We start from the raw sequence: 25566 nt of genomic DNA, 5'->3' as shown, positions 1-25566 counted from the left end.
CTTACCCCAGGAGCTTCGCGACGTTCTGGAAGCTGGTGACCAGCAGCGGCGGCAGATAGATGCCGGCCATCAGCACCAATCCGAGGTGCGTGAACATCGGCACGTAGGAGGCTTCCGCGGGCGCGGTCTTGCCCTTGGGCTCGCCGAACATCACCGGGCCGATCCGCAAGAACAGCCCGCCGAGCGCGATGATGATGCCGAGCACCAGGATCACCGTCAGCCAGGGCGCGCGGGCGAAGGTCGAGCTCACCACCAAAAACTCGCTCGTGAAGATGCCGAGCGGCGGCAACCCGACGATGGCGATGACGCCGAGCATCAAACCCCAGCCGAGCACGGGATTGGTGACGGTGAGCCCGCCGATATCGGCGATCTTCTGCGTGCCCTTGACCTGCGCGATATGGCCGACCGCGAAGAAGATGGCCGACTTGGTCAGCGAATGCATGGTCATGTGCAGGAGACCTGCGAAATTCGCGAGCGGCCCACCCATGCCGAAGGCGAAGACGATGATGCCCATATGCTCGATCGAGGAATAGGCGAACATGCGCTTGATGTCGCGGCGACGGTAGAGCATCAGCGAGGCGAAGATCACCGAGATCAGGCCCATGGTTACCATCAGCGGTCCAGGCGTGATCGCCGCGGAGTTGACCGCGAGCATCATCTTGAAGCGCAGGAGCGCATAGAGCGCGACATTGAGCAACAGGCCGGACAGCACCGCCGAGATCGGAGTCGGGCCCTCGGCATGCGCATCCGGCAGCCAGGCGTGCAGCGGTGCGAGGCCGACCTTGGTGCCGTAGCCGAGCAGGAGGAAGACGAAGGCGACGTTGAGCAACGCCGGGTCGAACTGTGCGGCGTGCTTCACCAGCACCGTCCACACCATGCCGTCCATCCCCTCGCCCACCACGGGGCGCGCCGCCATATAGACCAGGATCGTGCCGAACAGCGCGAGCGCGATGCCGACGCTACCGAGGATGAAGTATTTCCAGGCGGCTTCCAGCGCCTCATGGGTGCGGTAGATGCCGACCATCAGCACGGTCGTGAGCGTCGCCATCTCGACCGCGACCCACATCAGGCCGATATTGTTGGCGATGAGTGCGAGGTTCATCGCGAACATCAGCACCTGGTACATCGCGTGATAGAAGCGCAGGAAGGCCGGCGTCAGCCGCCCGATCTCGATCTCGTGATGGATGTAGCTCGCGCTGAACACCGACGTCGTGAAGCCGACGAAGGTCGTCAGCACGATGAAGACCTTGTTGAGGTCGTCAAGCAGCAGATATTGCCCCGACGTCGGCTCGATCACGAACAGTAACAGCGAGGTGAGGAAGGTCGCGAGCGCCGCAACGACGTTGAGCTTCGCCGTCAGCAGGTAGCCGGGCAGGATCGCGAGCAGCGTGGCCGAGATGGCCGGGATCAGCAGGATCGCACCGAGGGCATCGATCGTCATCGCCGCTCTCCCCTGAAGCGATCGAGCGCCTGCACGTCCACGCTGTCAAAACGCTCGCGGATGCGGAACAGGAAGATGCCGATGACGATGAAGGCGATCAGCACCGAGAAGGCGACGCTGATCTCGACCACCAGCGGCATGCCCTTGGCGCCGGTCGCCGCCAGCACCAGCCCGTTCTCCAGCGACATGAAGCCGACGACCTGGCTCACGGCGTTGCGTCGCGTCACCATGATCAGGAGCCCGAGCAGCACCACCGAGAGCGCAAAGGCAAGGTCTTCGCGCGCCAGCGCGTCGGCGCCCGGGGTCACGCGCAGCATCACCACCATCGAAAGCGCGACGAGGCCGATGCCGGCCATCATTGTCAGGCCCACGCCGATCACGTTCTCGATCTCGCGGTGAATGCCGAGTTGCCGGATGATCCGGTGCAGCGCCACCGGAATGATGATGGCCTTGAAGACCAGTGCGATCAGCGCCGTGACGTAGAGATGTGGCGCGTCCTGCACATAAGCCTGCCAGGCGACCGACAGCGCCAGCACGCCGGCGTGCAGCGCATAGACGTTGAGCAGCGCATAGAGCCGGTCCTGGTAGAGCATCAAGAAACTCGCCAGCACGAGGGAACCGGCGAGCAGATGGGCGATGTCGAATTGCAGGCTGCTCATCGCTAGAGGCTCCCGGACACGAAGCGCAACAGGGTGGCAAGCAGCGCCAACATCAGCGCCGCGCCCAGGAACTCGGGGATCCTGAATACCCGCATCTTGGCGATCGACGTCTCGAAGACGGCGAGCAGGAAGCCGAGGACCACGAGCTTGCCGAGATAGAGCAGCGCACCAAGGCCCAACCTCGCCACGCTTGCATCCGCTGTCGCCGTGCCCCAGGGCAGGAACACGCAGGCGATCAGTGAAACATAGAGCAGGAGCTTGAGCTGCGACGACAGGTCGATCAGCGCGAGATGCCGCCCCGAATATTCCAGTACCATGGCCTCGTGCACCATGGTGAGTTCGAGATGGGTGGCCGGATTGTCGACGGGGATGCGGGCATTCTCCGCCAGTGCCACGATGGTCAGCGCGACGAAGGCCATGCCAAGCGACACGCGCAGGCCGACCGCGTCCGAGCCCATGAATTCGGCGACGTAGGAGAGCTGGGTCGAGCCCGCGATCATCGCGACGGAGAAGACGGTGATCAGCATCGCAGGCTCGGCGAGCGAGGCGATCATCACCTCGCGACTGGAGCCGATGCCGCCGAAGGCGGTGCCGACGTCCATGCCGGCGAGCGCCTGGAAGAAACGCGCGCTGCCGAGCAGTGCGATGATGGCGATGAGGTCGGCGGTCCAGGAGAACAGGAGCCCGTTGCCGAAGGTCGGCACCAGCGAGGCCGCGACCCAGGTGCCTGCGAACATCAGATAGGGAATGACGCGAAACAGCCAGGAGGCGTTGTCCGCCAGCACGACGTCCTTGCGCATCAGGCGGATGAGATCGCGATAGGGCTGCAAGAGCGGCGGACCGCGCCGACGCAACAGCCGCGCCTTCACCTTGCGGACGAAGCCGGTGAGCAATGGTGCAAGCAGCAGCACGAGGCACATCTGGACGCCTTGCGAGAGGATGTCGCGAAGCGCGGTCATAGCGCCACCACCAGGAGCAGCACGATCAACGCGGCGAAGACGAGCGTCAGATAGCGGCGGATGGTGAGGAATTGCAGCATATTGACGCGCTCGGTCACAACGCCGATCACCTTGGCGATCGGCGCGTAGAGCGCATCCCAGATCAGGTCGCGCATGTCGACGGTGAGCCGGGCCGGCGCGGGCGACAAGGGCGGCGGCATCTCGCCGCTCTCGTGCGCAGCAAAGATGACGCTGCCGAACACGCGGCGGATCGGCTGCGAGAAGCTGGAGGCGGAGTACTGGATCGCGGGGTTTGGATCCGGATAGCCACAATCCCAGGCCGGTGCGCGACGCAAGCGATCGGACGCCAGGCGATGAATGGCGGAGGCTGCGGCCATGCCGCTGAGCGCCGAGAACAGAAACACCAAGAGGCCGTTATAGGAGCTGCGGCTCTCCGCGATCGGCACGATAGTCATCCACTCCAGCCCGGTCTGGTGCGGCATGACGTTGCCGACCATGGCCTTGCTCACCGGCGCGAGCGCGTCGATGAAGAGGCCGGGCAGGATGCCGGCGACGAGGCAGAGAGCGGCCAGCGCGAACATCGCTGCGAGCGAGAAGCGATCCGTCTCGTGCGCGGATGCGGCGAGATCCGAACGGGGACGGCCGAGGAAGCTGATGCCGTAGAGTTCGACGAAACACGCCGCGGCGAAGGCAGCGGCGAGCGCCAGCAGTCCGCCGAACGCCGGGATGATCAGCTTCAATCCCCAGTTCGGCAGTTGCGGTGAGAGCAGGATGGCCTGGAAGGTCAACCATTCCGAAACGAAGCCGTTGAACGGCGGCAATGCCGAGATCGCGACGCAGCCGACCAGCATCGCGAACGCCGTCTTCGGCATGCGATGGATCAGCCCGCCGAGCTTCTCCATGTCGCGCTCGCCGGTGACTTCCAGCACCGCGCCGGCGCCGAAGAACAACAGGCTCTTGAACAGCGCGTGATTGAAGACGTGCAGCAGCGCCGCAGTGAAGGCGAGCGCGGCGACCCAATCGAGCCCCTGCGCCTTGAAGGCGAGCGCCAGCCCGAGGCCGGTGAAGATGATGCCGATATTTTCGATGGTCGAATAAGCGAGCAAGCGCTTGATGTCGCGCTGCATCAGCGCATAGAGCACGCCCAGCGTCGCGGTTGGCCCGCCGACCAGGAGCACGACCACGCTCCACCACCAGACCGGCTCCGGCAGCAGGTCGAACACGATGCGGACGAAGCCGTAGACGGCGACTTTGGTCATGACGCCGCTCATGAGGCCGGAGACGTGGCTGGGCGCGGCGGGATGGGCGAGCGGCAGCCAAGCGTGCAGCGGCACCAGGCCCGCCTTGGAACCGGCGCCCAGCAGCGCGAGGATCATCACCATGCCGGCCAGCGCGGCGGACGGATGCGAGGCGCGGATCGCGTCGAAATCGTAACCGGCGCCGCTCGCGAGCAGGCCGAAGGCGAGCAACAGCGTCAGCGTGCCGAAGCTCGCCATCAGAAGATAGACATAGCCGGCGCGGACGTTCTCGGCCTCGCGGTGATGCGACACCACGAGCGCCCAGGAGGTCAGCGACATGAACTCCCAGGCGACCAGAAAGCTGAAGGCGTCATTGGCCAGCACGACGGTGTTCATGCCGGCGAGATAGGCAGGATAGAACGGCAGCACGCGGCCGGGCGACTCCTCGTGCTGGCCGTAGCCCAGCGCGAACAGGCTCGCAGCGGCGCCGCCGAGATTGACGACGACGAGGAAAAAGGCGGACAAGGCATCGAGCCGGAAATGGGCACCGAGCCAGGGCAGGCCGATCGGCAGTGTCGCGCTCGGCGTCAGATGAGGGAAATAGAGCAGATCGGACAGCGCCGTGACACATAGCGTCGATGTGGCGACCAGGCATCCGCCGTAAAGGATGATCGAGCCGCGCGGGCGCGTCGACAGTACGACTCCTGCAGGCGCCAGCGCCAGCAGAGCCGCCACTGACCATAGCGCCACGGCGATCATGGCCGCTCCTCGATCATGATTTGCGCGCGCGTCGCCATCCCTATTGGCCGCCTGCGCTCGGGGGTGGAGACTTCAGCCGCACACCGCGGCCCCCGGAACTCGACGCCGCCCCCTCGGCGATCAGCTCGATGCCGGCAACCGACAGCGCCTCGACCAGCTTCACCAGGGAATCGACATTACCGCGGATCACCCCTTCGGAGGCCTCCATGCGCTGGATCGTTGGCAGCGACAGCGAACAGCGCTGCGCGAGTTCGCGCTGGTCAATCCTGAGCAAGGCACGGGCGGCTCGAAGCTGCGCGGCGGTGATCACGGGGCGAATGTCCGTGGCAGTTACAGTGATTGATTTACCAAGCTTAGGGCGCGCAAAATGATGTTTCAAGCATCATTTTATATATGCGACGCGTCATTCCGTTTGACGTCCTCGGAGCCCAGGCCTCGCGCTCCGCCATCAGGCTCGTCCCGCCCCACCGTTATTCCGGGCGCGTGCGGCGATGACGACCGCGCAAATGCGGCGCGAGCTTCCGGGGTCGCGCTCACGCGCACCTAAGAATGACTGCCCTCAAAACTCGTTGGCGATCTTCGAGAGCATCCCGATCAGGGCTTCGCGATTGGCCTGCCCGAGCAGATCGTTCAGCCGCGCCTCGTGCTTGGTGGCGACGAGCTTCTTGGCGCGGGTCAGCACGGCCTTGCCCTTGTCGGTCAGCACCAGGATGTGCGAGCGGCGATCGTTGGTGGAGCGGATCCGCGCGCAAAGGTCACGGCTCTCCAGATTATCGAGCATGGCCACGAAGTTCGGGCGTAGGATGCCGAGCGTCGAGGCGACCTCGGTCTGGTTGCGACCCGGATTCTTCTCGACCAGCAGCAGCACGGAGAACTGTGCGGGCGTGAGCTGGAGCGAGGCCATGCAGCGCAGAAAGTTCTCAAACACCTTGAGCTGCGCCCGCTTCAGCACGTAACCGAGCTGCTCCGAGAGCTCGCCGAGCTGAAGCGCCTCGGGCTGCGCCTCCGTCGCGTCCTTGCGGCCCTTGGTCGCGTCGCCAGACTTCTCAGCGATCTTTTCAGCGGTCTTGGAAACGGTCATCGCCTCGTGCTCATAATCCCGCTAAGCTCGGGACGGGTCGCCTGTCACCCTTGAGATTATATTTGATAATTGTTATTGACCATATCAAATATCGTCAGCGTTTTTCAATGGCTGTGAGCGGACCGTCCCCCGCAACCGCGGAGACCGGCCCGGATCTTTGAGGGGGAGCGTCCGGTCTTGAACACCACCATTATGCTGTTCCTGCTGCAGGACGGCATCACCAATGGCGCGATCTACGCGCTGCTCGGCCTGGCGCTGGTGCTGGTGTTCGCCGTCACCCGCGTGATCCTCATCCCCCAGGGCGAATTCGTCACCTATGGCGCGCTGACCTATGCATCGCTGGCCGCGGGCCAGATGCCGGGCACGGCAAAGCTTGCGCTCGCCCTCGGCATCGGCGCCTTCGCGTTCGACCTGTTCGTGGCGCGCAAGGCGCTGCACGCACGACTGATCGTACGCAGCTTCCTCACCAACATCGTGCTGCCGGCCATCGTGCTGGCGCTGGCCATTTACTTCGCCGCCCAGAAGCCGCCGGTGGCGATCTGCATCGCGCTGTCGCTGGTGATCGTCGCGATGATCGGCCTGTATCTCTACCGCATCGCGTTCCAACCGCTGGCGCACACCTCCGTGCTGGTGCTGCTGATCGCTTCGGTCGGCGTCCACCTCGCGCTCCAGGGACTGGGCCTCTTGTTCTTCGGCGCCGAAGGCCAGCGCGGACCGGCCGTACTGTCCACCGCCTTCACCGCGGGCTCGCTGCGCTTCACCGGCCAGAGCATCACGGTCTACGCCATCACCATCGCCTTCATCGTCGGGCTCTGGCTGTTCTTCGGGCTGACGCTCTACGGCAAGGCGCTGCGCGCGACGGCCGTGAACCGGCTCGGCGCGCGGCTGGCCGGCATCCGCACCACGCTGTCGGGGCAGATCGCGTTCCTGCTGGCGTCCGTCATTGGCGCGCTGTCGGGCATCATGATCGTGCCGATCACGACGCTCTATTACGACTCCGGCTTCCTGATCGGCCTGAAGGGTTTTGTCGCTGCGATCATCGGCGGCCTCGTCAGCTACCCCTTAACCGCCGTCGCGGCGCTCGTCGTCGGCATCGTCGAGGCGTTCTCGTCCTTCTATGCCTCCAATTACAAGGAGGTCATCGTTTTCATGCTCTTGATCCCCGTGCTGCTGCTGCGCTCGCTCGCCGCGCCCGCGGTCGAGGAAGAGAAGGACTGACGCGCGATGCAGAGCCGGCTTCCCATCCTCGTCTTCGCAGCTTTCATGGCGGCGATCCCGTTCGTCCCGGGCGTGCCGCCGTTCTGGATCGTGCTGCTCGACAATATCGGCCTAGCGGCTCTCGTTGCGATGGGCCTTGTGCTGCTCACCGGCGTCGGCGGCCTGACCTCTTTTGGACAAGCAGCTTTCGTCGGCTTCGGCGCCTATACCACCGCGGTGCTGTCGACGGCCTACGGCTTGTCGCCCTGGCTGACGCTGCCGCTGTCGCTCGTGGTCAGCGGCCTGTTCGCGGTGCTGCTCGGCCTGATCACTGTCCGTCTCTCCGGCCACTATCTGCCGCTCGGCACGCTCGCCTGGGGGCTCGGCCTGTTCTACCTCTTCAGCAAGCTGGAATTCCTTGGGAGAAACGACGGCATCTCGGCGATCCCGCCGCTGTCGATCGGCGCGTTCAAGATGCTCTCGCCCGGCTCGATCTATTACGCGATCTGGATCGCCGTGATCGTCTCGGCCCTGCTCACGATGAACCTGCTGGATTCCCGCACCGGCCGCGCCATCCGCGCGCTCCGGCGCGGCCATGTCGCGGCCGAGGCATTCGGCGTGCACACGCCGCGCGCGAAACTCCTGGTGTTCATCCATGCCGCGGTGCTCGCCGGCCTCTCCGGCTGGCTCTACGCGCATCTTCAGCGCGCCGTGACTCCGACGCCGTTCGGTGCGCACGCCGGCATCGAATATCTCTTCATCGCGGTGGTCGGCGGCGCCGGCTATGTCTGGGGCGGCGTGCTGGGCGCGGCGATTGTCGTGATCCTCAAGGAGGTGCTGCAAAGCTACCTGCCGCTGATCCTGCCCGGCTCCGGCCAGGTCGAGACGATCGTGTTCGGCATCATGCTGGTGGCGCTGTTGCAGCTCGCGCCTGGCGGCGTCTGGCCGTGGCTGATGTCGTTCCTGCCCGAACGCACCAGTGGCAGGAAGCCGGACACCTCGCTGAAGCTGGAGTCGCGCGGCCACTCGGCAGGCCAGTCTGGCGTGCTGCTTCAGGTCGAGAAGGCGCGGAAGCAGTTCGGCGGCGTGGTTGCGGTCAACAACGTCTCCTTCGACGTCCGGGCCCGCGAGATCGTCGCGCTGATCGGGCCGAACGGCGCCGGCAAGAGCACGACGTTCAACCTCATCACCGGAGTGCTGTCGGCGACCTCAGGCTCGATCTCGGTCCTCGGCAAGAAGGTCGACAAGGCGCCGCCACAGGAGATCGTCAAGCTCGGCATCTCGCGCACCTTCCAGCACGTCAAGCTGGTGCCTGACATGACCGTGCTGGAGAATGTCGCGATCGGCGCGCATCTGCGCGGCCATTCGGGGCCGCTCTCCTCGATGCTGCGGCTCGACCGCGCTGATGAGGCCAAACTGCTCGCCGAGGCCGCCCGCCAGATCGAGCGCGTCGGCCTCGCCGACCAGATGCATCAGCTCGCAGGCTCGCTCTCGCTCGGCCAGCAGCGCATCGTCGAGATCGCGCGCGCGCTGTGCGTCGATCCGATGCTGCTGCTGCTCGACGAGCCGGCCGCCGGCCTGCGCCACATGGAGAAGCAGCGGCTCGCGACGCTTTTGCGCGAGCTGCGCGACGGCGGCATGAGCGTGCTGCTGGTCGAGCACGACATGGGCTTTGTCATGAACCTCGCTGACCGCATCGTGGTGCTCGATTTCGGCACCAAGATCGCGGAAGGAACGCCGGCCACGATCAAGACCAATCCCGAAGTGATCAAGGCCTATCTCGGAGTGGCGGCATGAGCGCATTGTTGTCCGTCGCCGACGCCCACGTCGCCTATGGCAAGGTCGAGGCGGTGCGCTCGGTTTCGCTCGAGGTTGGCGCCAACGAGATCGTCACCATCGTCGGCGCCAATGGCGCCGGCAAGACCACGCTGCTCTCGGCCATCATGGGCATCCTGCCGTTGAAGGGCCGCGTCGCCTTTGCCGGCCAGGATCTTGCGCGGCTCGACATCGAGGACCGCGTCGCGATGGGGCTTGGGCTCGTGCCGGAGCACCGCGAGTTGTTCGTGACCATGAATGTCGAGGACAATCTCGAGCTTGGTGCCTTCCGCATCGAGAGGAGCAAGGCGAAGGCCTCGATGGAGAGGGTCTACACGCTGTTTCCGCGGCTGAAGGAGCGGCGCAAGCAGCTCGCCGGTACGCTCTCCGGCGGCGAGCAGCAGATGCTCGCCATGGGCCGTGCGCTGATGGGCGAGCCAAAGCTGCTGATGCTGGACGAGCCCAGCCTCGGCCTCGCCCCCATCATCGTCGCCGACATTTTCCGGATCGTCACCGAACTGCGCGCCAGCGGCGTCTCCGTGCTGCTGGTCGAGCAAAATGCGCAAGCCGCGCTCAAGATCGCGGACCACGCATACGTGATGGAACTCGGCGAGTTCGTGCTGAGCGGAAAGGCCAGCGACATCGCGGCCAACGAACGGGTCGCGGCAAGCTATCTTGGTTTCCAGCACGAAGGCGATAGTGTATTGTAGGTTGCCGCGTAGGCTGGCCTCCCGTCCTGCAAAGTCCATAAATAACTGCGTGCAGAGCGGGAAGGACCACGCCTTCGTGGGCGACACACGACAAAGATAGTATTGTCCTCGACCGGTCGCCCTTGGGATTTTGCCAAGTTTTCGGCCGGGTTCAGTCAGACAAGTGTTGCGCCGGCCTGGCGCCGGTGATCGTGCGATTGACCAGACCAACAGTCCTCTCGTCGGAGGTCATGGCTCATGAGTCCCGTCACAATTGCGCTGATCGTGCTTCTGGGCGTCGTGCTGCTGCTCGCACTCTGGCTCATGGGCATCTACAACGGACTGGTTGTCGCCGCGAACCGCTTCAAGAACGCCTTCGCCCAGATCGACGTGCAGCTCAAGCGCCGCTACGACCTGATTCCGAACCTGGTCGAAACCGTCAAGGGCTACATGGCCCACGAGAGGGAGACGCTCGACGCCGTCATCAAGGCCCGCAACAGCGCGATGGCGGCCGAGCAGAAAGTTGCCGTCAACCCCAGCGACCCGGTGGCCGTGAGGGAGCATAACCAGGCCGAGGCTCAGCTGGGCGGCATCCTGGGCCGGCTCTTTGCCCTGTCCGAGGCGTACCCGGACCTCAAGGCCAACCAGAATATGCTCGCCCTGCAGGAGGAGCTGAGCTCGACCGAGAACAAGATCGCCTTCGCCCGGCAAGCGTTCAACGACGCCGCCGCCACCTACAACATCCGGCGCGAGGTCTTCCCGGCCAACACGGTGGCCGGCGTGTTCGGCTTCAAGGAGGCGGCGCTGCTCGAAGCCCCAGAGACTGAGCGCACCGCGCCCAAGGTGTCGTTCTAACCCGGAACGTCCACCGTTCCGATGCGTCCCATGCTTCCGGTTCCACGCTCGCAAAGTCGTCTCTGACCATGGCCACAAATTTCTTTCAGCAGCAGGATTCGGCCCGACGCAAGACCCTCCAGCTGGTCGTCTATTTCGTCCTGGCGATCCTGATTCTGATCGCCCTCGTGTATGCGCTGTTGGTCGCGGTCAGCATGGATAGCGGCCCCGAGCCGGTGTCCTGGTGGCAGCCGGAGCTGCTCCTGCTCGCGGCGCCGGGGGTGGGCCTCGTGGTCGGGGCTGCGAGCGTGTTCAAGGTGGCCCAGCTCTCGTCCGGCGGCCAGGCCGTCGCCCTGATGCTGGGTGGTCAGGAGGTGCCCGGCACAACCACCGACGCGCGGGAGAAGCGGCTGCTCAACGTCGTCGAGGAAATGGCGCTTGCCGCGGGAGTGCCGGTGCCCCCGATCTATGTTCTGGCCGAGCCCGGCATCAATGCCTTCGCGGCCGGCTACGCCCCGGGCGATGCCGTGGTCGCCGTCTCCCAGGGCTGCCTCAACTATTTGACCCGCGACGAGCTGCAGGGGGTGGTGGCCCACGAGTTCAGCCACATCCTCAACGGCGACATGCGGCTCAACATCCGGCTGATCGGCCTGATCTTCGGGATCATGGCGTTGTCCATCATGGGCCGTATGCTCATGTTCACGTCCGGACGCTCTTCGGGAAGGAATGATTCCCGTGGCGGCCTGATGCTGCTGGGCCTGGGCGTGTTTGTGCTGGGCCTGGTGGGAGCGTTCTTCGGTCGGCTGATCATGGCGGCGGTGTCTCGGCAGCGCGAGTACCTGGCCGACGCCAGCGCCGTCCAGTTCACGCGCAACCCCGAAGGCATTGGCGGAGCGCTCAAGAAGATCGGCGGGCTGGCCGAGGGGTCGCGCATCGGCAACCCGCAGGCGGCCGAGGTCGGTCACATGTTTTTCGCCAACGCCTTCGCCGGCGGGGGGCTCGCCGGACTGCTGGCCACCCATCCGCCCCTCGTCGAGCGCATCCGCCGGCTCGATCCCCAGTTCGACGGCCAATTCCTGGAGGTGCGGCCGGTCAGTGTTGATCGGGAAGAACTCGAAGGTGCCCGCCGCAGCCGTGTCCCGCCGTTCGCCGGGATGCCGAGGTTACCGAGCGTGCCACAAGTGCCCTTGCCGATTTTGAGGTTTGCCGACGAAGCAGCGTCCCGGGTCGGCCAGGTCGACCCGGAAGAAATCAGCCGCGCGAACGCGCTGCGCGACGGCATGCCCGACGTGCTCCGCGTCGCCGCTCAAGAGCCATTCAGTGCTCGCGCCCTGGTCTACGCACTTCTCCTGGATCCGCGGGCAGACCTGCGGGACCTCCAGCTGACCCGGCTGAAGGCCGGCACTGGGCCGCACGACTTCGCCGAAACCTTGCGGCTGGCCGCTCCTGTCCAGGCCCTGCCGGACACGCACCGGCTGCCCCTTCTGGACCTGGCCATGCCAGCCCTGCGGCAGATGTCGCCCGGCCAGCACCGGGCTTTCCGCGCCGAGGTCGAGAGGCTCATGATCGCCGACCAGAGGCTAAGCCTGTTCGAGTACACGCTCAGCTGCGTGCTGCATCGCCATCTCGACTCCCAGTTCTTGCCGCAGCGTAAGACGCGTCCAGTGCACAACTCGCCGGAAAGACTGGCGCACCCGGTGGCGACAGTGTTGGCGCTATTGGCCTGGGAAGGTCAGTCGGAACTCGACCAGGCCGCCCCGGCCTTCGATACGGGCATGCGCAGCTACATCGGCGGCGACCACACCCACCGCCTGCCACCACGAGAGCAATGCTCTCTCGCCGAGTTCGACGCGGCGCTGCAAACGCTCAATCAATCCGTCCCGGCCATCAAGCGCCGGATCGTCGTCGCCTGCGCGGCCTGCATCCTGGCAAACCAGGAGGTCACCCTCCGCGAAGCGGAACTGCTCCGCGCCATTTGCGATACGCTCGACTGCCCGCTACCGCCGCTCGTCGTCGGGGAAGCCGGGGGAGGATCAACGACAGTGCAGGCAATTCGTCGAAGCTAGGAGCCGCCTCAAGGCCGCACTCATGCGCCTCGCGCGTCGCGTACCGCCTGGGCGACCTTCGTCGATTGGGACACTCGACCGATTTTTGCGCCTGCAATGATCCTTCTTCGACGTGTGCTCGCCTTCGGCATCATGCCTTCGCTCGCGGTCGCGCCGGCAGGGGGATAAGTTGTGAAGTTCGCCGCGCGATGCAGCGCGAGAGCCTTCCGAGCCGCTTCGATATGTGCGGTCCGAGCTGTCAGGTCGCGAAGACGCTTGAGCTCCTTGTTCAGCCGCTTCAGCGCCGCGGCGAAAACCTGCTTGCGCTCTGATGCATGTTCGGCGGTTCCTGGAAAGCTTGCTCCGCGTGTCTCAGCCTTTCCGCGCCTCTCTCGCCGCCTTTGTCGGTGGAACGTTCGCTCCTTATCGTGCATCTTGCGCAAGCGGGGTCGCATGGCCTCCAGCTCAGCCACCTCGAGGCCATAGATGGCGGGGTGGTGCGTGTGTCGGATCGCCTCATATTCTTCGTGGCTGAGGAGGCTGCGTTCGGACTTGCAAGGGACCGACATTTCAATTCCTCCATTTGACTTCTTGAAGTTCAGGAAGGACTCATCCAGGTCAGTTTGATCATGTTACTGCGCACAGGCGTTGCTCCACTGTTGGTGAAATCGGACGCTGGAGTGGAGACTAGCCCCAAGCGTGCCAGTCAATAATCGAGCCGCCCCCACCAGCAACTGTCGGCCGACTCAGCTCGCGGTCCTTTCTCCTCTGCTGGCGGACCGAGATTCCATTTTGCCGCCAGGTCAATACAGAACAGCGTCATCCCGCCGCTCGTCCAGTCGTAGATCTTTTCAACCCGGTACATCGTTCCGCTTGGTCCAAAGCGGCTGCAGACGTTGGTGAACATGCCGGTCCCCGCCGCGGGCTTATCCGGCAGGGGATGGCGGTCGACAAAACGCAGCGCCGCGGAGAGGCCCTCCATGGCGTGCGTGCGTTCCAGCTCCTTGGTGTTCTCCAGATCGAAGCAGACGAGCGTTTGGACCTGCAACGAGATGATATCGCCGACTTGGGGCCGCTCGGTTGCATGGGCTGAGGTGAGGACAGCCGCGGCCAAAGCGGAAACCAGCAGAGATGACGGTTTCATGGCTCTGGCCCCCTTTCACGATTTTCAGTCCTTCGGCATCCGCGCGCGTCTCTGATCTTGCGCCCACGGTCGCGTTTTGAGGAGGATGTATCCTTCGCCTCGAATGCGACGCCATTGCGGTCCGAAATCTTGACGGCTGTCCCTTTTTTGCGACCATCCACCCGTCGGCCAAGCATCGAGCGGCGCACACCGAGCGCGTCGCACTTTCCGTCGCTTGAAAGTCAGCTCGTCGCCGCCTTCTCGCCCTTCAACGCCGCCACCTCCGCCTCAAGCTCCGCGATGCGCTGGTCCCTTGCCGCCAGCGCGGCCGCGACATCCGCGGCGTCGAACTTCTGCGGGATGTGCTGCGGGCAGTTCGCATCCCAGGCCGCGATCTTGAACACGATTACCTGCTCGGGCCGCGCACGGTATCCCCGGGGCATCAGGGACTGCGTCAGCGCCTCATCGTCCTCGACCACGCGCGCCTCGCCCCAGATCTTCACCCGGCGGCGATGGGCGTAGTCCATCACGAAGATGTACGCCTTGGGATTCTCCGAGAGATTGCCTTGCGTCAGATATTGCTGGTTGCCGGCGTAATCGGCGAAGGCGAGCGTCTGCTTGTCCAGCACCTTCAGAAAGCCCTTCGGCCCGCCGCGGTGCTGGATATAGGGCTGGCCGTCGGCGGAGGCCGTGGCGAAATAGAAGCTGCTGGCATCGGCCAGGCGCGCGGCGAGGTCATCGTCGACCTCGGTGCGCCAGCCGCGCTGCTCGACGCGGCCATAGGCCTCACGCGAGCCCCTGCGCGCCTGGATCGCCTTCACCGCGGGCGTGAAGGCAACGTCGCTGGCATAGGTGCGGACTGCTGTCGTCATCGGAACATCTCCGGGAATTCCGGCGCATTCGGTGCGTCTTCACCCGCCAAAATGGGCCTTTCGCCGCCCAAAACAATCAACCCGCTTGACACTTCATCATTGCGATATATGCAATAATGTTCATGGATCGCCTTGAGGCCATGCAAGTCTTCGTCACCGTCGCTGACCTGCGCGGCTTTGCGCCGGCGGCCCGCAAGCTGCGGCTGTCGCCTTCGGCGGTGACGCGCCTGATCGCGGCGCTGGAGGAGCATCTCGGGGCCCGGCTGCTGCAGCGAACCACCCGGCAGGTGACGCTCACCGACGTCGGTACGCGCTATTTGGAGCGCGCGCGGCGCATCCTCGCCGATGTCGAGGAGGCCGACGGCTCCGCGCGGGAGGAGCGCAACCGGCCGAGCGGACGGCTGGTGGTGTCGGCGCCGGTCGGCTTCGGCCGGCTCCATGTCGGCCCGGCCATGACCGCCTATCTCAAGCGTTACCCTGAGGTCGCCTGCGAATTGCGTCTGTCGGATCACCTGGTGAATCTGGTGGAAGACGCCGTCGACGCCGCGGTGCGGATCGGCCATCTCCCTGATTCCTCGCTGGTCGCGCGCCAGGTCGGCGAGATGCGGCGGATCGTGGTGGCCGCGCCCGGCTATCTGAAGCGCCATGGCGAGCCGAAGACGCCGGAAGCGCTGCTCGCGCATCAGACGATTCAGTTCGGTCCATCCGCCAGCTGGCGCTTCGTGCAGGATGGCCGCGATATCGAGGTGACGCCCTCTCCCCGCTTCACCAGCAACAGCGCCGACGCCGCCCTGCAATATGCCGAGGCCGGCGGCGGCGTGACGCGCGTGCTGGCCTATCAGGCCGCCGAGGGCTTGAAGCGCGGGCGGCTGAAAATCCTGCTGGCGAAATACCAGCAGCCGGCGCTGCCGATCCACATCGTCTACCCGACCTCACGCCTGCTCTCGGCCAAGGTGCGCGCGTTCATCGATCTCGTGGTGGAGACGACGCAGTGGAGGTTTGGGTGAGGCGCTCGTGCCCCGGACGCAGCGCAGCACATAGTGATGCGCTGCAGAGCCGGGGCCCATGCCGCATGGGTCCCGGCTCTGCGGAGCGGCACCATAGCGCGTCGAAGACGCGCGTGAACGCGCTTATGGCGCCGCACCGCGTCCGGGACACGAGAGAGGCTACCCCTTCTTCTGCACCACCCGAAACGTCCCGCTGGCCCGCGCGATCACGACATCGTCGGCCTTGATCAGGCTCTGCGCAAAACAGATCGTCTTGCCAGTCTTGATGACGTCGCTCTCGATCGCGAGCCACTGGCCGATCTCGGCGGAGCCGACGAAATCGACCGAGAGAGAGACGGTCACGAATGATGTGGTCCAGTTCGTCGCCTGCGCGCAGCTATAGCCCATGGCGTTATCGGAGAGCGCTGCAATCAGGCCGCCATGGATCAGGCCACGGCCGTTTGTGTGCGGCTTTGCCAGCCGCAGGCCGATGATGACGGCCTTGTCGGTTTTCTTCGCGTAAAGCGGCTCCCAGGGTTCGGTGAGGGGGCTCTTGCGGGAAAGCGGCTCGAAGCCGCCGGGGACGTCTGTGTCGGTCATGCGCGTCTCGCGTTGCTGGTCGCCAGCATTGAACGCGATGCGGATGACAGTTTCACCGCCTACAAAGTTTTAAACGGAATTTGCGCGGATGTTTGAAATGGCCTTCGCAGTCACCCTACGACAACTGTCATCGCCCGCCTTGTGCGCACTTGCGTACTGGGGCGGGCGATCCAGTATTCCAGAGACGGCAGTGATTGAATCGAGAGGCCGCAGCGTACTGGATGCCCCGCCGGAGCCTGTCATCGGGCTCGCCGAAGGCGAGACCCGGTGGCGGGGCATGACACCTGTGGTCAGAACGGCAGCCCCACGTAGTTCTCCGACAGCGATGTCATCGCGGCCTGTGAGTGCGTGACATAGTCGAGCTCGGCGAGCTGGATGCGCGCGCCGATGGTGCCGGTGTCGGGGAATTTGTGCAGCATCGAGGTCATCCACCAGGAGAAGCGCACCGCCTTCCAGACCCGCGCCAGCGCCTTGGCGGAATAGGCGTCGATCCTGGCATTCGATTTCTCGTCGTAGAATTCGCGGAAGGCGCTCGCGAGGTAATGCGCGTCGCTCGCAGCTAAGTTCAGTCCCTTGGCGCCGGTCGGCGGCACGATGTGCGCGGCGTCGCCGCACAGGAACATCTTGCCGAAGCGCATCGGCTCGGCGACGAAGCTGCGCAGCGGCGCGATGCTCTTCTCGATCGAGGGACCCGTGACAAGGCTGTCGGCCGCCTCCTGGTCGAGCCTGCGCTTCAGCTCGTCCCAGAAACGGTCGTCCGGCCACTCATCGACGTGATCATTGAGCGAGCACTGCACGTAATGCCGGCTGCGCTTCATCGAGCGCATGGTGCAGAGCGCAAAGCCGCGGGCGTGGTTGGAATAGATCAGCTCGTGGCTGACAGGCGGCGTCTCGGATAGAATACCGAGCCAGCCGAACGGATAGACCCGCTCGAACTCCTCGATCGCCGACGCCGGGACGCTGGCGCGGCTGACGCCGTGAAAACCGTCGCAGCCGGCAATGAAATCGCAGTCGATCTCGTGGGTGACACCATCCTTGACCCAGGTTACGCGCGGGTGACCGCCGTTGAAATCGTGCGGCTGCACGTCCTTCGCCTCGTAGACCGAAACGAGACCGGCGGCCATGCGCGCATTCATCAGGTCGAGCGTGACCTCGGTTTGGCCGTAGATCATGACCGTCTTGCCGGTCGCGCCTTTCATGTCGATGCGATGACGGCGACCAGAGAACGCGAGCTCGATGCCCTCATGCACCAGGCCTTCTGCATGCGCACGCGCGCCGGCGCCGACCTGATCGAGCAGCGCGACGGTTCCCTCTTCCAGGAGGCCGGCGCGAATGCGCCCGAGCACGTAGTCCGGGCTTTGCCGCTCAAGAATGATGTTGTCGATGCCGTAGTGATGCAGCAGTTGCCCAAGCAACAATCCGGCCGGCCCGGCCCCGATGATTGCGACTTTTGTCCGCAATACTTGCTCCTCCCGATCCTGTAGGGTTCGTAGCGGCTCGCTTGTCGTATCGGCCCGCGCAGGATAATTATATCATATAACGGTTGGGCAAAAGGGGAGTGCTCGCTGCCGCAGCACGACAAATCCATGCAACATCGCTGACGTAGATAACGGCGACGGCGCGCCGCGCCAGTTCCGACTTGAACCCGGCAACCGATTATATAACATGTTAACTAACGAGACCGGGCCTTCGAAGCCCGCCGTCAGAAAAAGGGAGAGACGACCGATGAGGAAAGCCTGTCTGGCTTTGCTGCTGGCAGCAAGCGTGATGCCCGCGTTCGCGCAGGACAAGACCTTCGACCTGAAGATCTCGCACTGGGTGCCGGCCTCGCATCCGCTGCAAAAATCGCTGGAAGACTGGGCGGCCGCGGTGGAGAAGGATTCCGGCGGCACCATCAAGGGCAAGGTGTTTCCGGCCCAGCAGCTCGGCAAGGCCTTCGACCATTACGACATGGCGCGCGACGGCATCGCCGACGTCACCTACGTCAATCCCGGCTACCAGCCCGGCCGCTTCCCGATCGTCGGCGCCGGCGAGCTGCCGTTCCTGATCTCGGACGCCAAGGGCGGTTCGGAGGGCCTTGACGCCTGGTATCGCAAATATGCCGAGAAGGAGATGAAGGACGTCAAGTACTGCCTCGCCTTCGTCCACTCTCCCTCCTCCTTCCACTCCCGCACCAAGAAGATCGTGATGCCGGAGGACGTGAAGGGCCTGAAGATCCGCCCGGCGCACGCCACCATGGCGAATTTCGTCACCTCGCTCGGCGGCACCAACGTGCAGTCCTCCGCGCCCGAAGTGCGCGACATCATCGAGCGCGGCGTCGCCGACGGCGTCACTTTCCCCTGGGGCTCGCTGGTGCTGTTCGGCATCGACAAGGTGACGAAGTACGACATGGAGGCGCCGCTCTATACGACGACCTTCGTGTTCGTCATGAACAAGGACAAGTACAACGCGATGTCCGACAAGCAGAAGGCCGCGATCGACAAGAATTGCTCGACCGAGATGGCCGGCGTGGTCGGGGAGCACTGGGGCAAGTTCGAGGACGCCGGTATCGACAAGGTAAAAGCGGAGGCAGGCCACGAGGTCTACAAGCTCACCCCGGAGCAGACCGCCGCCTGGAAGAAGGCCGCCGAGCCGCTGGTCAAGACCTGGGCCGACGGCGCCAAGAAAGCCGGTGCCGATCCGGACGCCGCGCTCGCCGATCTGAAGGCCTCGCTGAAGAAGTACAACGCGCTGGCCGAGTAGCCTCGCGTTGAAGGAAACACGGCGGCGGGAAGCATCTCGCCGCCGTTGTTCTGCAAGCGGGCCGAGATGTGAAGTGCGCACGACGCTTCCTCTCCCTCTCCCCGCCTGCGGGGAGAGGGTTGGGGTGAGGGGGAGTCTCCGCAAGGGCGGTGGCAGTTCGACGCGCGGAGAGTCCCCCTCACCCGGAATCCGCGCTGCGCGCGAATTCCGGCCTCTCCCCGCACGCGGGGAGAGGCAAAGAACCGCTTCTGGAGTCGAGAGCGCGAATGACATCAGGCAGGAAATTCCCATGAAGCGCTCCTGGATGGATCGCATCATCGACACGATCGAATGGATCGCAGCCGGCTTCGTCGGCATCGTAGCACTCGACATTTTTCTGTCGGTGCTGCTGCGCAATACGCTGAACTATTCGATCCCCGACAGTTTCGACATCGGCCGCATGCTGCTCGGCATCCTCATTTTCTGGGGCATCGCGGCAACCTCCTATCGCGGCACCCACATCACGGTCGACCTGGTCTGGGGCAATGTCGGGCCGCGCTACCAGCGCTGGATCGACATATTCGCAACGCTGGTGCTGCTGTTCGTCGTCACGGTGCAGACCTGGACGCTGTTCGACAAGGTACGCGGGACCTACAATGACAACGTCCAGACCTTCGACATGCACATGCCGACCTGGCCGTTCTTCGCGATCGCCTGGATCGGCGACGTCTCCGCCGTGCTGCTGATCGCGATCCGCACTTACCGGCTGATCTTCCACCCTGAAGACATGCACGACCCCAAGCTGAAGGCGACGGAGTAATCATGAGCACCGATGCCGTCGCCGTTATCGGCTTCGTTTCCCTGTTTGCCCTCATGCTGCTGCGCGTGCCCGTCGGCATGGCCATGGGCCTCGTCGGCGTATCCGGCTTCTCCTATATCGTCGGCGCGACGCCGGCGCTGAAGCTGGTCGGCCAGACCTCGATGCGCACGGTCACTGACTACACCTTCGGCGTCATCCCAATGTTCCTGCTGATGGGCTCCTTCGTCAGCAATTCCGGCATGAGCCGCGAGCTGTTCCGGGCCGCCAACGGTTTTGTCGGGCATTTGCGCGGCGGGCTCGGCATCGCGACCGTCGGCGCCTGCGGCGGCTTTGCCGCAATCTGCGGCTCGTCGGTGGCGACCGCCGCGACCTTCTCCGCCGTCGCTTACCCAGAGATGCGCCGCTTCGGCTATCCGCAGTCCTTCGCCACCGGCGTGATCGCCGCCGGCGGCACGTTGGGCGCGATGCTGCCGCCCTCCACCGTGCTCGCGGTCTACGGCATCATCACCGAGCAGGACATCGGAAAACTCTTCATCGCCGGCATCATCCCGGGCCTCCTGGCGATGACGATGTACATGATCACGATCGGCCTGATCGGCTATTTCCGCCCCGACTTCCTGCCCAAGGGCAAGGTGCTGCCATGGCGCGAGCGCTTTGCCGGCCTGAAGGATATCTGGGCGCCGGTGCTGCTGTTCGTGTTCGTCATCGGCGGCCTCTACGGCCTGCCGTTCCTGCCGCGCTTCACGCCGACGGAAGCCGGCGGCGTCGGCGCTGCGGGCGCCTTCATCATTGGCATCGTCACGGGGCGGCTCGACCGCGAGAAGGTGCTGGCCTCGCTGCTCCAGGCAACGCGTACGGCAGCCGCCGTGTTCACCGTGCTGATCGGCGCCTTGATCTTCGGCTATTTCCTCACGGTGACGCAGACGCCGCAGAAGGTGACCGAATTCCTGACCGGGCTCGGCCTCGGTCCCTACGGCGTGCTGGCGCTGATCATGGTGATGTATCTCGTGCTCGGCTGCCTGATGGACGCCATGGCGATGATCATCCTCACCGTACCGATCATCTTCCCGGTCATTACCCATCTCGGCTTCGACCCGATCTGGTTCGGCGTCATCATCGTCATGACGGTCGAACTCGGCCTGATCCATCCGCCGGTCGGCATGAACGTCTTTGTCATCAAGAGTGTGGTGAAGGACGTCTCCTTCTCCACCATCTTCAAGGGCGTGATCCCGTTCGTTGCGACAGACCTGGTGCGTCTGGTGATCCTGATCGCCTTCCCGCTGCTGGCGACATGGTTGCCGACGCGCATGATGGCGAATTGATGTTGTGAGCGCGCGCTATTCGCCGCAATGGCGGTGAGCCCCCTCGCCCCGCTTGCGGGGAGAGGGTTGGGGTGAGGGGGAGCCTCCGCGGGGACGGTGACAGTTGGACTCGCGGAGACTCCCCCTCACCCGAAATTCAAGCTGCGCTTGAATTTCGGCCTCTCCCCGCAGGCGGGGAGAGGCGAAGAAACCGCGTCCCACGTTAGAGGTGACCCATGACCCCCACCCTCGAAACCAAATACGTCTTCACCATCACCGCGAAGATCGGCGATGTCGTTACCGTCGGCGAGACCGGCATGGGCGTCCGCCGCATCATTCCGATCATCGGCGGCGAGGTGAAGGGCGCGATCAGCGGCAAGGTGCTGCCGTTCGGCGCCGACTTCCAGACCATCCGCCCCAACGAGCTGATCGACCTCGAGGCGAAGTACGCCTTCGAGACCGAGGACGGCGCCACCGTCTATGTCGAGAACAAGGGCATGCGCTTCGGCCCGGTCGAGCTGCTGCAAAAGCTCAAGCGCGGCGAGCCTGTCGACCCGAAACTGATCTACTTCCGCACCGCGCCGAAATTCGAGACGGGCCACGAGGAGTACCGTTGGTTGATGCAGCATATCTTTGTCGCCTCGGCCGCGCGGCACGCGGACCGCGTGGTGGTGGATGTACATCAGGTGATGTAAGGCTCCTGCCTCCTGGCTGGACCGTATCAATCCCCTCCTGCAAAAGCCGCGCGGGGCCTTTGCCCCGGGGCTGAGCTGGTTCAGGATATGCGCGCGCAAGACTGTGCAGATCACGGGAGTGCCACCATGTCCCTTATGGCTTCCAGCGGCTCAAGCCCGCATCGCAACTTTGATCCTTCCGAAATGGGCGCCATCGCCCACCTCTACCGGGGTGAGGTCTATCGCTCGACGATCTGGCGAACGCGGCTCGACAACACGACCAATTGGTCGATCGTCACGATGGGCATCGCGCTGTCGACGACCTTTTCGAGCCCAGAGGCGTCGCCCTTGCCGCTCGTCCTCGTCGGACTGCTGATCGCCGTGTTCCTTGCGATGGAGGCGCGGCGCTATCGCTATTTCAACGTCTGGCGCGCCCGAGCCCGTTGGCTGGAGAAGAATTTCTATGCGCCGATGTTCACGGGCGAGGCGCACGACGACAGCTGGCAGGCAATTCTCGCGCGCGACTACACCGCGCCCCGCCATCACATTTCATTCGTCCGCGCCGCAGGACGGCGGCTGCGTCGTAACTACGCCGGGATTCTCATCATCCAGGCGGTCGCCTATTACGGCAAGATTGCAATCCATCCGACGCCCGCAGCCAGCTTGGCCGAATTTGTCGATCGCGCGGCCGTCGGACCGCTTCCCGGCTGGTTCGTTCTAATCATGGGGTTTGCCTACGATTTCGGCTGGGTGGCGTTCGCGCTCGGCACGCTGTGGCTCGACCAGCGCGAGCGCGGGGCAAGGGGCGCCGGAGTGGCGATGGGCTAGCGACAGGGAACTGCCGCAGCAGCGCAGGCGCGGCTCTTGCCCTCTTGGGCGGGATCCTGGACGAGTTTCGCCCAACCCCCTCGACGCGCGGAGAACTCGTCCCCTTATTGACTCCCTCAGAATTCGTTATACAACATAACTATTCTGATAAGGACGGAAATGACACAGGGAAACGCCGAGACCGGTGCCGCGGGCGCCTCCGGGCTATTGAGGATCGAGAGGGCGGACCGGGTTCTGACCGTGGGTCTTAACCGGCCGGCCAAGCGCAATGCGCTCAACGACGGCATCATCCTGGAAATCGGCGAATGTTTTGCGTCACTGCCCGAGGATGTCGGCGCGGTCGTCATCCACGGCATCGGTGACCATTTCTCCTCCGGTCTCGATCTCTCCGAGCTCCAGGACCATGACGCGACCGGCGGCCTTTTGCATTCGCAGATGTGGCACCGCGTGTTCGACCGCATCCAGTACAGTCGCGTGCCCGTGATCGCGGCGCTCAAGGGCGCCGTGATCGGTGGTGGGCTCGAGCTTGCCTGTGCTGCCCATATCCGCGTCGCAGAGCCCTCGACCTATTTCGCGCTCCCCGAAGGGCAACGCGGCATCTTCGTCGGCGGCGGCGGCTCGGTGCGGCTGCCGCGGCTGATCGGCGTAGCGCGCATGATGGACATGATGCTGACCGGCCGCGTCTATCCCGCGACTGAAGGCGCCTCCTACGGCTTTGCGCAATATGTGACGGAGGCTGGCAACGGCTTACCTAAGGCGCTCGAGCTTGCGACCAAGATCGCTGCCAATGCGCCGCTGACGAATTTCGCCGTGCTCCAGGCGCTGCCGATGATCGCGGAGGCCAATCCGCAGACCGGTCTGTTGATGGAATCGCTGATGGCGACCGTCGCGCAGAGCGACAAGGAGGCGAAGCGCAGGATTCGCGAATTCCTCGAGCACAAGACCGCCAAGGTAAAGCCGAAGTCATGAGCGCGCAGCCGTCCTCTTCCAGCACAGAGCGCGGCGCGAGCACTTGTCCGCTGCGGCCGATCTCATTCGGCGATCCCGCCATCGCTATCGAGCGGCGTGACGACGGCACGATCTACCTGCGGCCGAAGCAGCCGCTTGGCGATTATCCCGTCCGTATCACCGATCGCCTGCATCACTGGGCCAAGACGACGCCGGACCGCGTCTTCATGGCGGAGCGCGAAGGCGGCCGCGGCTGGCGCAAGATCACTTACGCCGAGCTGCTCACCGCGAGCCGGCACATCGCCTCAAGCCTGATCCAGCGCGGCCTCTCGACGGAACGGCCCGTTGTCATTCTCTCCGGCAATTCGATCGACCATGCGCTGCTGGCCTTCGGCGCGTTCTATGCCGGCATTCCGTTCTGCCCGGTGTCGCCCGCCTATTCGCTGGTGTCGAAGGACTACGGCAAGCTCTCCTATCTGATGAAGCTGCTGACGCCCGGTCTCGTCTTCGCCGAGGATGCCGACAAGTTCGCCGACGCACTCGCCGCCAATGTCTCGCCCGGCACCGAGATCGCCGCCTCCTATGGCAGCGTGCCGGGCCGCAACGTCACGCTGCTCGCCGACCTCATGGCAACGCCGGTCCGCGACGATCTCGACGCGGTGCACGAAAAAATTGGCTCCGACACGATCGCGAAGTTCCTGCTGACCTCGGGCTCGACCGGCAATCCCAAGGCCGTCATCAACACCCAGCGCATGATTTGCGCCAACCAGGTGATGCTGCGCGAGACGCTCGCCTTCCTCAAGGACGAGCCGCCCGTCATCATCGACTGGCTGCCCTGGAATCACACGTTTGGTGGCAACCACAATATCGGGCTGACGCTCTACAATGGCGGCTCGATGTATCTCGACGCCGGCAAGCCGATGCCCGGCGGCATCGAGGAGACCGTGCGCAATCTCCAGGAGATTTCGCCGACGGTCTATTTCAACGTGCCCAAGGGCTACGAGTCGCTGCTGCCATACTTGCGCGACGACCAGGGCCTGCGCGCAAAGTTCTTCGACCGGCTGCACGCGATGTTCTTTTCCGGCGCGGCGCTCTCGCCCTTCGTCTGGAACAGCCTCGACGAGCTCGCGGTGAAGGAAAAAGGCTATCGCGTGCCGATGCTGACGGGCTTAGGGGCCACCGAGACCGCGCCGTTCTTCATGTCGGTCAATCCGCGCACCAGCCGCTCCGGCCATGTCGGCTTGCCGGTCTCGGGCAATGACGCAAAACTGGTGCCGAACAACGGCAAGCTGGAAGTGCGCGCCAAGGGCCCGAACGTGATGCCCGGCTACTGGCGCCAGCCCGACATCACCGCGAAATCCTTCGACGAGGAAGGATTCTACAAGATGGGCGATGCGCTCAAGCCGTCCGACCCCGATGATTTCAACGCCGGCTTCGATTTCGACGGTCGTGTCAGCGAGGACTTCAAGCTCGCAAGCGGCACCTGGGTCAGCGTCGGCCCCTTGCGTGCGCGTTTTGTCGCGGCCTGCGCGCCGCTGGTGCGCGACGTCGTCATCGCCGGCATCAACCGCGACGAAATCTCCGCGCTCGTGCTGCTCGATCTCGACGGCTGCCGGCTGATCAACCCGACACTGCCGGCCGACGATCTCACCGTCACCGCGCGCGACCGGCTGGTGCGCGAGGCTTTTCGCGAGCGCCTGACCCGCTTCCTCGGCTCGGCCACCGGCTCCTCGACGCGGATCACGCGCGCGATCCTGATGGACGCGCCGCTCTCAATCGACAAGGGCGAAGTCACCGACAAGGGCTCGATCAACCAGCGCGCGGTGCTCGAGCATCGCACGGCATTGATCGAGGAGCTGTATGCTGCCAATCCATCGGACCGTGTGATATCGGTTGGCTAACATGAGAGTTGGAATGAACCGGTCGGCGCTTCCTTCACCTCGCCCCGCTTGCGGGGAGAGGTCGAATTTGCGGAA

23 protein-coding genes are annotated in these 25566 nt (G+C 64.5%); 13 read left to right on the top strand and 10 right to left on the bottom strand.

All coding sequences use genetic code 11. From position 1 onward, the window contains the following. Nucleotide 1: 1 nt before the first annotated feature. From AC629_RS19200 to AC629_RS19175, 6 genes are all read right to left on the bottom strand, one after another. Nucleotides 2–1441 carry a hydrogenase 4 subunit F gene (locus tag AC629_RS19200; protein ID WP_084806591.1) on the bottom strand — a complete coding sequence of 480 codons (1440 nt, stop codon included), beginning with the start codon at nucleotides 1439–1441 and terminating at the stop codon, nucleotides 2–4. Then, the gene (locus tag AC629_RS19195) at nucleotides 1438–2100 is read right to left on the bottom strand and encodes a hydrogenase-4 component E (RefSeq protein WP_084806590.1); all 663 of its coding nucleotides are present in this window, start codon (nucleotides 2098–2100) and stop codon (nucleotides 1438–1440) included. Before AC629_RS19195 ends, AC629_RS19200 begins: the two co-directional genes overlap by 4 nt. A 2-nt stretch (nucleotides 2101–2102) precedes the next feature. Continuing rightward, a complete protein-coding gene (locus tag AC629_RS19190) occupies nucleotides 2103–3059 on the bottom strand; it encodes a respiratory chain complex I subunit 1 family protein (RefSeq protein ID WP_084806589.1) in 957 nt (318 codons plus the stop codon). Continuing rightward, entirely contained in the window at nucleotides 3056–5056 is a 2001-nt protein-coding gene (hyfB, locus tag AC629_RS19185; protein WP_084806588.1) for a hydrogenase 4 subunit B, read from the bottom strand. Before hyfB ends, AC629_RS19190 begins: the two co-directional genes overlap by 4 nt. Before the next feature lie 40 nt (nucleotides 5057–5096). Next, a complete protein-coding gene (locus tag AC629_RS19180) occupies nucleotides 5097–5366 on the bottom strand; it encodes a helix-turn-helix domain-containing protein (protein WP_074116623.1) in 270 nt (89 codons plus the stop codon). Nucleotides 5367–5615: 249 nt separating this feature from the next. Next, nucleotides 5616–6137: a MarR family winged helix-turn-helix transcriptional regulator gene (locus tag AC629_RS19175; protein WP_084806587.1), complete on the bottom strand. Its 522-nt coding sequence runs from the start codon at nucleotides 6135–6137 to the stop codon at nucleotides 5616–5618. A 177-nt stretch (nucleotides 6138–6314) separates the two neighbouring features. Between AC629_RS19175 and AC629_RS19170 the strand changes: the two genes are divergently transcribed. From AC629_RS19170 to AC629_RS19150, 5 genes are all read left to right on the top strand, one after another. Next, nucleotides 6315–7355 (top strand): branched-chain amino acid ABC transporter permease, encoded by a 1041-nt coding sequence (locus AC629_RS19170; protein ID WP_084806586.1) that lies wholly within the window; start codon nucleotides 6315–6317, stop codon nucleotides 7353–7355. A gap of 6 nt (nucleotides 7356–7361) precedes the next feature. After that, nucleotides 7362–9131, top strand: a complete 1770-nt coding sequence (locus tag AC629_RS19165) for a branched-chain amino acid ABC transporter ATP-binding protein/permease (protein WP_084806585.1) — start codon at nucleotides 7362–7364, stop codon at nucleotides 9129–9131. Further along, nucleotides 9128–9859: an ABC transporter ATP-binding protein gene (locus AC629_RS19160; RefSeq protein ID WP_084806584.1), complete on the top strand. Its 732-nt coding sequence runs from the start codon at nucleotides 9128–9130 to the stop codon at nucleotides 9857–9859. Before AC629_RS19165 ends, AC629_RS19160 begins: the two co-directional genes overlap by 4 nt. A 237-nt stretch (nucleotides 9860–10096) precedes the next feature. Further along, nucleotides 10097–10693, top strand: a complete 597-nt coding sequence (locus AC629_RS19155) for a LemA family protein (protein WP_084806583.1) — start codon at nucleotides 10097–10099, stop codon at nucleotides 10691–10693. Between the two features lie 68 nt (nucleotides 10694–10761). After that, nucleotides 10762–12738, top strand: a complete 1977-nt coding sequence (locus AC629_RS19150) for a M48 family metallopeptidase (RefSeq protein WP_084806582.1) — start codon at nucleotides 10762–10764, stop codon at nucleotides 12736–12738. 685 nt (nucleotides 12739–13423) lie between these two features. Here the strand turns inward: AC629_RS19150 and AC629_RS19140 are convergent. Together AC629_RS19140 and AC629_RS19135 are read right to left on the bottom strand one after the other, a co-directional pair. Continuing rightward, a complete protein-coding gene (locus AC629_RS19140) occupies nucleotides 13424–13831 on the bottom strand; it encodes a hypothetical protein (RefSeq protein WP_143199255.1) in 408 nt (135 codons plus the stop codon). Nucleotides 13832–14082: 251 nt separating this feature from the next. After that, nucleotides 14083–14712 (bottom strand): pyridoxamine 5'-phosphate oxidase family protein, encoded by a 630-nt coding sequence (locus AC629_RS19135; protein ID WP_084806579.1) that lies wholly within the window; start codon nucleotides 14710–14712, stop codon nucleotides 14083–14085. Between the two features lie 122 nt (nucleotides 14713–14834). On the opposite strand from AC629_RS19135, the gene AC629_RS19130 reads away from it, so the two are divergent. After that, nucleotides 14835–15719, top strand: coding sequence for a LysR family transcriptional regulator (locus AC629_RS19130; protein WP_084806602.1), 885 nt, complete (start codon nucleotides 14835–14837; stop codon nucleotides 15717–15719). A gap of 159 nt (nucleotides 15720–15878) precedes the next feature. Here AC629_RS19130 and AC629_RS19125 read toward each other — a convergent pair whose 3' ends face one another. Both AC629_RS19125 and pobA read right to left on the bottom strand, forming a co-directional pair. Continuing rightward, a complete protein-coding gene (locus tag AC629_RS19125; protein ID WP_084806578.1) occupies nucleotides 15879–16298 on the bottom strand; it encodes a PaaI family thioesterase in 420 nt (139 codons plus the stop codon). Between the two features lie 290 nt (nucleotides 16299–16588). Continuing rightward, a complete protein-coding gene (gene pobA / locus AC629_RS19120; RefSeq protein ID WP_084806577.1) occupies nucleotides 16589–17758 on the bottom strand; it encodes a 4-hydroxybenzoate 3-monooxygenase in 1170 nt (389 codons plus the stop codon). 265 nt (nucleotides 17759–18023) lie between these two features. On the opposite strand from pobA, the gene AC629_RS19115 reads away from it, so the two are divergent. The 7 genes from AC629_RS19115 to AC629_RS19085 all read left to right on the top strand — a co-directional run bounded on the left by AC629_RS19115 (nucleotide 18024) and on the right by AC629_RS19085 (nucleotide 25491). Then, on the top strand, nucleotides 18024–19040 hold the full coding sequence (locus AC629_RS19115; protein ID WP_084806576.1) for a TRAP transporter substrate-binding protein: 1017 nt from the start codon (nucleotides 18024–18026) through the stop codon (nucleotides 19038–19040). 289 nt (nucleotides 19041–19329) lie between these two features. Continuing rightward, complete coding sequence (locus AC629_RS19110) at nucleotides 19330–19839, top strand: TRAP transporter small permease (RefSeq protein WP_084806575.1); 510 nt, start codon at nucleotides 19330–19332, stop codon at nucleotides 19837–19839. 2 nt (nucleotides 19840–19841) lie between these two features. Further along, nucleotides 19842–21161, top strand: coding sequence for a TRAP transporter large permease (locus AC629_RS19105; RefSeq protein WP_084806574.1), 1320 nt, complete (start codon nucleotides 19842–19844; stop codon nucleotides 21159–21161). A 215-nt stretch (nucleotides 21162–21376) separates the two neighbouring features. Next, nucleotides 21377–21835, top strand: coding sequence for a DUF3237 domain-containing protein (locus AC629_RS19100; RefSeq protein ID WP_084806573.1), 459 nt, complete (start codon nucleotides 21377–21379; stop codon nucleotides 21833–21835). A gap of 126 nt (nucleotides 21836–21961) precedes the next feature. Continuing rightward, nucleotides 21962–22642, top strand: a complete 681-nt coding sequence (locus AC629_RS19095) for a DUF2270 domain-containing protein (RefSeq protein ID WP_143199254.1) — start codon at nucleotides 21962–21964, stop codon at nucleotides 22640–22642. A gap of 159 nt (nucleotides 22643–22801) precedes the next feature. Beyond that, a complete protein-coding gene (locus tag AC629_RS19090) occupies nucleotides 22802–23611 on the top strand; it encodes a crotonase/enoyl-CoA hydratase family protein (RefSeq protein ID WP_084806572.1) in 810 nt (269 codons plus the stop codon). Further along, entirely contained in the window at nucleotides 23608–25491 is a 1884-nt protein-coding gene (locus AC629_RS19085; RefSeq protein ID WP_084806571.1) for a feruloyl-CoA synthase, read from the top strand. The genes AC629_RS19090 and AC629_RS19085 overlap by 4 nt, the downstream gene beginning before the upstream one ends. Nucleotides 25492–25566: the final 75 nt, after the last annotated feature.

This window comes from Bradyrhizobium sp. NAS80.1, assembly GCF_001908205.1.
GTDB lineage: Bacteria > Pseudomonadota > Alphaproteobacteria > Rhizobiales > Xanthobacteraceae > Bradyrhizobium.
The sequence above is the reverse complement of the archived record's forward strand: the minus strand, read 5'-3'. Positions and strand labels throughout refer to the sequence as shown.

What these genes read in the sequence shown, in the direction of transcription:
- AC629_RS19190 (WP_084806589.1), bottom strand. Translation starts at nt 3,059, where the DNA reads ATGACCGCGCTTCGCGACATCCTCTCGCAAGGCGTCCAGATGTGCCTC.
- AC629_RS19110 (WP_084806575.1), top strand. Translation starts at nt 19,330, where the DNA reads ATGAAGCGCTCCTGGATGGATCGCATCATCGACACGATCGAATGGATC.
- AC629_RS19130 (WP_084806602.1), top strand. Translation starts at nt 14,835, where the DNA reads ATGGATCGCCTTGAGGCCATGCAAGTCTTCGTCACCGTCGCTGACCTG.
- AC629_RS19090 (WP_084806572.1), top strand. Translation starts at nt 22,802, where the DNA reads ATGACACAGGGAAACGCCGAGACCGGTGCCGCGGGCGCCTCCGGGCTA.
- AC629_RS19100 (WP_084806573.1), top strand. Translation starts at nt 21,377, where the DNA reads ATGACCCCCACCCTCGAAACCAAATACGTCTTCACCATCACCGCGAAG.
- AC629_RS19150 (WP_084806582.1), top strand. Translation starts at nt 10,762, where the DNA reads ATGGCCACAAATTTCTTTCAGCAGCAGGATTCGGCCCGACGCAAGACC.
- AC629_RS19155 (WP_084806583.1), top strand. Translation starts at nt 10,097, where the DNA reads ATGAGTCCCGTCACAATTGCGCTGATCGTGCTTCTGGGCGTCGTGCTG.
- AC629_RS19200 (WP_084806591.1), bottom strand. Translation starts at nt 1,441, where the DNA reads ATGACGATCGATGCCCTCGGTGCGATCCTGCTGATCCCGGCCATCTCG.
- AC629_RS19105 (WP_084806574.1), top strand. Translation starts at nt 19,842, where the DNA reads ATGAGCACCGATGCCGTCGCCGTTATCGGCTTCGTTTCCCTGTTTGCC.
- AC629_RS19115 (WP_084806576.1), top strand. Translation starts at nt 18,024, where the DNA reads ATGAGGAAAGCCTGTCTGGCTTTGCTGCTGGCAGCAAGCGTGATGCCC.
- AC629_RS19175 (WP_084806587.1), bottom strand. Translation starts at nt 6,137, where the DNA reads ATGACCGTTTCCAAGACCGCTGAAAAGATCGCTGAGAAGTCTGGCGAC.
- AC629_RS19165 (WP_084806585.1), top strand. Translation starts at nt 7,362, where the DNA reads ATGCAGAGCCGGCTTCCCATCCTCGTCTTCGCAGCTTTCATGGCGGCG.
- AC629_RS19160 (WP_084806584.1), top strand. Translation starts at nt 9,128, where the DNA reads ATGAGCGCATTGTTGTCCGTCGCCGACGCCCACGTCGCCTATGGCAAG.
- AC629_RS19195 (WP_084806590.1), bottom strand. Translation starts at nt 2,100, where the DNA reads ATGAGCAGCCTGCAATTCGACATCGCCCATCTGCTCGCCGGTTCCCTC.
- AC629_RS19135 (WP_084806579.1), bottom strand. Translation starts at nt 14,712, where the DNA reads ATGACGACAGCAGTCCGCACCTATGCCAGCGACGTTGCCTTCACGCCC.
- AC629_RS19085 (WP_084806571.1), top strand. Translation starts at nt 23,608, where the DNA reads ATGAGCGCGCAGCCGTCCTCTTCCAGCACAGAGCGCGGCGCGAGCACT.
- hyfB (WP_084806588.1), bottom strand. Translation starts at nt 5,056, where the DNA reads ATGATCGCCGTGGCGCTATGGTCAGTGGCGGCTCTGCTGGCGCTGGCG.
- AC629_RS19095 (WP_143199254.1), top strand. Translation starts at nt 21,962, where the DNA reads ATGTCCCTTATGGCTTCCAGCGGCTCAAGCCCGCATCGCAACTTTGAT.
- AC629_RS19125 (WP_084806578.1), bottom strand. Translation starts at nt 16,298, where the DNA reads ATGACCGACACAGACGTCCCCGGCGGCTTCGAGCCGCTTTCCCGCAAG.